Genomic DNA, 5,825 nt, shown 5'->3' with positions numbered 1-5,825 from the left:
AGTGCGATCCCCATGCGCGCCAGGACGCTGCGCGGGACTGCAGCAGCCTCGTCGACCTCGACGGGCCCAAAGATCGCGGCCCGGCGCGCCAGGGCGTCGGACAGGCTCGGCAGCGGCGCCGGCGGCAGGAAAGCGGGCGTGCGGGGTCGTTCACGCGTCATGGGCATGTTGTCGATCTCCAGCGATGTCGGGAATGATGGTCGGGCCGCGCCCTCGGGCTGCGGCGAAGGTCAGTCGGCGGCGGAGCGGAAACGACGCGGGCCGTCCGGGCGCACGCGGGCCAGGACGAAGGGCTGGCCGACCGTCATGGCCCAGAAACCGGCACGGGTCGGGAGCCACGGGATGATGTGCGCCCACATCGTGGCGGCGCCATCGGTCAAGAGCCGGCTGAAGCCGGGAAGACGTGCGGGCGCACGCCTGCTAATGCTGGATACAGCCATGGCGAAGAAGCCTCTTTCTCGCGGTGGTCAGGGCCGTGGGGTCGGTTGCAGCCTTCCCCCGGCCCGCTGTTTATGCTAGCGTAAAATCATGACGTCAAGTGCTGCTAGCAAAAAATCGCGAGGCCGTCCGGCGACGGGCATCGGCCATCAAGTGGTCGTCCGAATGCACGATCCTATGCTGCAAGCACTGGATGCCTTTGCGGCTGATCAGCCAGAACCTGCACCCTCTCGCCCCGAAGCCGTCCGCCGCGCCCTCGCCGACCACCTTCGCGCCAAGGGCTACCTGCCCGCCACAAGCGAGCAACCATGACGCATCGAAACTCCATAAGGCCCGCCCTCGCTTTCGCGCTTGTGTCAGCACTACTCGGCGGCTGCGCCGAGATGCACCGCGGCGGAGAGGCCGTCGGCCGATTTGGATCAACGCCAGCTACCGATGAGGAAGTAGAAGCAGCGCCTGTTTCCGTCCCGGGCATCGTGACGGCGCGACCGAGGGCTCCCGCCTCCGACACTAGCGCGATGGAGCCCCGGGAAAGGCCGACCGTCGTGGCCTCAGCGGTCCCCACGCCGCACGAGATCTTCGATTTCCATCCGGCGGGGAGTGCGGCAGGGAGCTTCCGCCAGCCCTTCATCATCGATCCGAACGAGGGGCCCCTGGCGGCGGATGTGCGCAGGACGGCGGCAGAGTTGACGGCATTCAACGCTGCGATGAAGTCCGGCACGGCTCTCGCGAGCAACAAACGGTGTGGGGAAATGGACATCGCGCACGACAAGCCAGGATGCGCGGGGCAGAAATCGAAAGTCGCGTCTACCGTCTCGACCGACCCGCTGGCGCTCCATTGATGTTTTTGAACCATGAGGCGCGAGGGGCACCCGAAGCCAGAAAGAGCTGGTTCGTCTTCCACCACCTCGCAACCCATTTCGCGTTCGGCACGCGGGAGACCGCAGGGCGATACCTGCGATTTCTGAACCGCAACCGGGCGTCGGACTGCTTCACGGTGTGGAAAAGCGACCACCACCCGTCCGCTCAAGGGTTTCCACACGACGACTGGACGCCGCACGTCGTGGACATGGAAAAGGACATGGAAGGGTGGGAAGATTGAACCCCGCCCCTCGCGGCCCGAGGCCATGCGGGTCATCGTGGCGGATTGGATGACGAGCCATGGACGTCTCTGAGCGAGCACTGCTCTACCGCGTCCAGCGCAGGCGTCTGCTGACGCTGGCCATGTTCGTCATGCTCGGTGGCTGTGCCAGCCAGCCGCCGACAGAAACCGCCCTTCGCGGCCAGCCCGTCTCTGCGGGGGCTACTGTCGTGCCCTGCTCGACTACCTATCTCGTGCTGGCCACCGTGTCGAAGTGCGGCTCAGGCGGGCTCCAGTTCGGGGTTGGGGCGGAGTGATGAGCCTCGGCCACCTCCCGGCCCACGACGATCCCGAAGGGGCGAACTGACATGCTCACCGGCCCGCAAATCCGCAAAGCCCGGACGCTGCTCGGATGGGGCCGGACGACCTTCAGCTGTAATGCCCACCTCACAGCGGCTTTGGTCACGGCCATCGAAAGCAGTGATGGTCCGGCTTGGTTGACCGACGAACAGGAAGCTTCGATCCGGCGAGCGCTCGAACTGGCCGGCGTCGAGTTCACGGCCGACGGCCCACGGCTCCGCGAGGATCAGCTCTGATGCGTGTCCCGTCACGGCCCGAGGGCATGTAGATCATCGTGAAGAATTGAATTACGACCCACGGGAGGGTGTAATGGCGATAGCAATTAAGCTCATTTGGCGATTTGACTTTACTATGAATTATTCTTTTCTTGATCGATACGGATCGACAGCGAAAGCTATCTTTACGACGGTCCCAGAGTTTTTCTCTCAAATTGGAGAAGGCGCGCCTCGGACAGCACTGGTCGGATCATTTGGAGATACCAGCTTTGGGCGCAACATTACCATGGATATTACTACGCTCAGCGGTACCATGGAGTGGCGACATGGAACTGATTTATCGCGACTAGCGAACGATTTCCAGTTTAGAAAAATGAACCAGATTGCGGATGAGTTGATACGCCTCAATGAAATAAGAAATATTCTGCGAGGCGGATTTAGACTGTTTTTCTTGATACCTAAATGTCCAAAGTGGGTACGCAAAGACGGTTTTATGGATGCGGTTCATAAAGATCTAGCTGAAGGCGTGCAAAGCACCTTAGGTCGCGCCGACGACATAGCTTTTATTTTTGAAGGTCGCGATCAGGATCTCCTGTCTTATCGATTATCCGTTGGTCCCTTTGCAGAAAAAAACGTTTCCATTGCATTTGATGGGGATATGAACATTTCTAAAGAACTCCTAAGCTCAAAACCAAAGATGTTTTTCGATCTCGATCTTTCCGAACAGGGCTTTAGCTTGTCGCAGGGCAGCTTGTACAAATGGTCTAGAACAAAGCTTGAAAAGGCGGTGAAACTCGCTACACTCTTCGACCAGCTTGGGGAGTGAGGCTGACATGCGTGTTGGAACGACTACAGCTCGGGCGGACCGGGTTCAGAACTGGTCGCAAAAACCGGCTGATTCTAGTCTTACACGACAGACGCTGCCCAATTCGCACGACCAAGTCGTTCCGATTCTAGCAGATCAGAACCGTGCAACGTCTCCAGTTCAAGTTAATGTAGAAGAGATTTATAGAAGAGGTGATCTACCCAAACCGTTAGAATTGCCACAGGCCAGCGCTCGCCCATCTGTGAAGGCTGTGATTGGCGAGACAGTAGGTGATATGGTCGTCGTGATCTGTCAGGCGTCGGGTGGCGAGTACAGAACCCGCTTTCCTAAATCGTTGATTCCAACAGAATTGATAGCGTTCGGTCAATCCGTTTACCTCGAAATAGACTTTGAGAGTGTATATCGAACCCCTCGTTTTATAAAGCGAAACCCTGACCCGGTCGTAATTTCAGCTGAACTTGATGAGCTTAACGAGTGGATGGACGGCCTATAACTTGCTGGAAATTAGGTTTCTGAATGTCGGCCATGGAAGTTCGGCGGTAATATCGTTTTACTCTGGAGAAACTGTCTCGCATGGTATTATAGACTCTGCTTGGAATCGCGCAAATATACCCAAGGCCCTCAGCGTTTTAAACGAACTTAAGGCAGACAAGCTCAGCTTTGTTTGCTTAACGCATCCGCATGCTGATCATTACGGTGGTTTGTCAAAAATATTGCAGGCATTCGATGAGAAGATTGATCAGTTTTATACGTGTCCTCTAGGAGATTTGTTCATCAATCGTGACAGATTGAAAAAACTTGCCCTGGCTCTGAAAAAGGTTTTAGAGCGCGGTGACTCCTCAAGCATTAGGCAATCTACACAGGAGTTTATGCAGATACTCAGGTGGGGAGACAAGAATAGCGCAAAATGGACAGAGTGTGCTGGTGAGGAGAACAGACTTGCACCGAGTGGTTTTTCCGGCGTAGATATTTTTTCTCTGCTTCCTCCTCGATCAGTAAAGGGAGTGATTATCTCTCGTATCGAAAGTGAAGACCCTAGTCTCTTGGGCAACATCAATGAGAACGATCTCAGCCTGTGTTTAAGGTTTACCTACGCTGGTGTTTCAGTGACAGTAGGTGGAGATGCGACAAAGGCAAATTGGGAGATAAGGGAAAGATTTGAGCGCAATTCTGGGAGAGACATTGCTTCTCAGGTAGTTAATATACCCCATCATGGATCGAAACATGATAATCCGCAAGAGGTGCTGAACCGACTTTTTGTGCGATCTGGGGATCGATATGGCATTACGTCTGCTAATGGTCAATCACACCCTCATCCAGAGACAATCTTCATGATTTCGGAGATGGGAATCGATCCTTACTGCACAAACTTGATGCCACCCTGTGGAGCAACCGTAAGTAAATTAGTTCCGATTGCCGGAGTGGAGCCGGGACTTGCACGCCTGATACGAGAGAGCGCTGAGGAGAGTGGCGAAATACAAGCCTGCCAAGGTGATATACTTGTAAGAATTCTTTCGGACGGGACTGTCACAGTAAAGCCGGAGTTTGACAATTTCTGTTCCTATCGGAAGGGTGCAAGCGCAAAACTAAATCTAGAAATCTAATCTTTTACTACGCCCCGCCCCCCGCCAACGGCAGCAAGTCCGGGTCGTACAGCCGCGCTATCACCTCGCGGACGTCCAGGGCGCCGCTGAGCAACCCCGGCAACTGCGCCGCCATGGCCTTCACCCCGTCCGTGAAGCCAAGGCTGTAGGCGTCGCGCGGCGACACAGTGTCGAGCTTAGGATAGGCTCGAGCCGCGTAGGCCGATCCCATGCGGGATAGGTCGACGCCCTGCGCCGCGAGGTCGAGCAAGCCGGGATCGGTGATCGTAGGCCGGTTGTCGGTCATTCTCAGATCCCTCGCTGCAGCGATCCCGAAGCTACGTCACGAGCCGTTTGTGCGGCACCCCGCCCATCACACCGCGATGCGGCGGGCAGGGGCTGGCTGAAAGCTGTGGTCCTCAATTCACCGCCCGCCCCTTCTCGCGTATTTTGTAGAGCGCGGCCCGGAAGCTCACCGCCAGCGCGTCGAGGTGCGAGCCGTCCATGTCGGCCGAGGCGGTTGATATGGCTTGGCCTAGGATAACACCCGCGAGACCGCCGCACAGCTCTATGGTGGTGAGGCCGGGGCGCTCAGCGACGGTGGCGTTGAGTACGCTTGTCAGAGCGCTCCCCAGACATCGACCCGAGCCGGTTCCAGCCCGGCGACGCGAACACGCCGGACTGCAACGGGACTGATTGGAAGCTCCGGCTTCGCCATCACCGCTGAGTAGGATATAGACCGGATATCGTCCTCCAGGTTGCCGCCGCCGATGAACGATCCCGACCTGCGCCAGGATCTCTCAGGGATGCACGTCCTCGTCGTCGAGGACGAGGCGCTCCTGGCCGACGTCATGGCCGACGAGCTCGAGGCCTTTGGCATCGTGCCGCTCGGCCCGTGTCCGAGCGTGGCGAGCGCCATGGAAGCCATCCGCGACAGCGCGCGCCTGGACGGCGCTCTGCTCAATGTCCAGCTCCGAGGTGAGCTATTGTTCCCGATCGCCGACGAGCTCCGACTGCGCGGCATCCCGTTCGTCTTTGTGACTGGCAACGATCCGACCGTCACCCAGGGCTATCCCGACGCACCGGTCCACTCGAAGCCGGCCGAGATCGCAGACGTCCTCGCGAGCTTGGCAGCCCTGATCCGCGAGCGTCGGGAACGGTCTGCGGCGAGTCCCGCCCGCGCCACAGTGAGCCAGAATTACTCATTTGATTGGAACTATTAACTTTTGGAAACGTCGATGGCACAAGGCTGTCTGCGAGCGGCCGATCCAAGATAGGCGAAACGCGCCATGCCCCTGCAACCTGTCGACGTCCCGGCCCGG

The 5,825-nt window shown here is 57.9% G+C and carries 8 protein-coding genes; 6 read left to right on the top strand and 2 right to left on the bottom strand.

Annotated elements, in window-relative coordinates; translation table 11 throughout:
- Positions 1–230 precede the first annotated feature (230 nt).
- The gene (locus tag D3273_RS29780; RefSeq protein WP_281011432.1) at positions 231–359 is read right to left on the bottom strand and encodes a hypothetical protein; all 129 of its coding nucleotides are present in this window, start codon (positions 357–359) and stop codon (positions 231–233) included.
- A 624-nt stretch (positions 360–983) separates the two neighbouring features.
- On the opposite strand from D3273_RS29780, the gene D3273_RS27075 reads away from it, so the two are divergent.
- The 5 genes from D3273_RS27075 to D3273_RS27055 all read left to right on the top strand — a co-directional run bounded on the left by D3273_RS27075 (position 984) and on the right by D3273_RS27055 (position 4,524).
- Positions 984–1,280 carry a hypothetical protein gene (locus D3273_RS27075; RefSeq protein WP_129230072.1) on the top strand — a complete coding sequence of 99 codons (297 nt, stop codon included), beginning with the start codon at positions 984–986 and terminating at the stop codon, positions 1,278–1,280.
- Entirely contained in the window at positions 1,280–1,540 is a 261-nt protein-coding gene (locus tag D3273_RS27070; protein ID WP_129230070.1) for a hypothetical protein, read from the top strand. Before D3273_RS27075 ends, D3273_RS27070 begins: the two co-directional genes overlap by 1 nt.
- A gap of 347 nt (positions 1,541–1,887) precedes the next feature.
- The gene (locus D3273_RS27065; RefSeq protein WP_129230068.1) at positions 1,888–2,115 is read left to right on the top strand and encodes a transcriptional regulator; all 228 of its coding nucleotides are present in this window, start codon (positions 1,888–1,890) and stop codon (positions 2,113–2,115) included.
- 73 nt (positions 2,116–2,188) lie between these two features.
- A complete protein-coding gene (locus D3273_RS27060; RefSeq protein WP_129230066.1) occupies positions 2,189–2,920 on the top strand; it encodes a hypothetical protein in 732 nt (243 codons plus the stop codon).
- 494 nt (positions 2,921–3,414) lie between these two features.
- Positions 3,415–4,524 (top strand): ComEC/Rec2 family competence protein, encoded by a 1,110-nt coding sequence (locus D3273_RS27055; protein WP_165359740.1) that lies wholly within the window; start codon positions 3,415–3,417, stop codon positions 4,522–4,524.
- Positions 4,525–4,531: 7 nt separating this feature from the next.
- On the opposite strand, the gene D3273_RS27050 is transcribed toward D3273_RS27055, so the two are convergent.
- Positions 4,532–4,810: a hypothetical protein gene (locus D3273_RS27050; protein ID WP_129230062.1), complete on the bottom strand. Its 279-nt coding sequence runs from the start codon at positions 4,808–4,810 to the stop codon at positions 4,532–4,534.
- 463 nt (positions 4,811–5,273) lie between these two features.
- Here D3273_RS27050 and D3273_RS27045 point away from each other — a divergent pair, with 463 nt between their 5' ends.
- The gene (locus D3273_RS27045; RefSeq protein WP_129230060.1) at positions 5,274–5,726 is read left to right on the top strand and encodes a response regulator; all 453 of its coding nucleotides are present in this window, start codon (positions 5,274–5,276) and stop codon (positions 5,724–5,726) included.
- Positions 5,727–5,825: the final 99 nt, after the last annotated feature.

It is taken from the genome of Lichenibacterium minor (assembly GCF_004137685.1).
Taxonomy (GTDB): Bacteria; Pseudomonadota; Alphaproteobacteria; order Rhizobiales; family Beijerinckiaceae; genus Lichenihabitans; species Lichenihabitans minor.
The sequence above is the reverse complement of the archived record's forward strand: the minus strand, read 5'-3'. Positions and strand labels throughout refer to the sequence as shown.

Coding starts and splice junctions, on each gene's coding strand:
- D3273_RS27060 (WP_129230066.1), top strand. CDS start 2,189: ATGGCGATAGCAATTAAGCTCATTTGGCGATTTGACTTTACTATGAAT.
- D3273_RS27070 (WP_129230070.1), top strand. CDS start 1,280: ATGTTTTTGAACCATGAGGCGCGAGGGGCACCCGAAGCCAGAAAGAGC.
- D3273_RS27045 (WP_129230060.1), top strand. CDS start 5,274: ATGAACGATCCCGACCTGCGCCAGGATCTCTCAGGGATGCACGTCCTC.
- D3273_RS29780 (WP_281011432.1), bottom strand. CDS start 359: ATGTGGGCGCACATCATCCCGTGGCTCCCGACCCGTGCCGGTTTCTGG.
- D3273_RS27065 (WP_129230068.1), top strand. CDS start 1,888: ATGCTCACCGGCCCGCAAATCCGCAAAGCCCGGACGCTGCTCGGATGG.
- D3273_RS27050 (WP_129230062.1), bottom strand. CDS start 4,810: ATGACCGACAACCGGCCTACGATCACCGATCCCGGCTTGCTCGACCTC.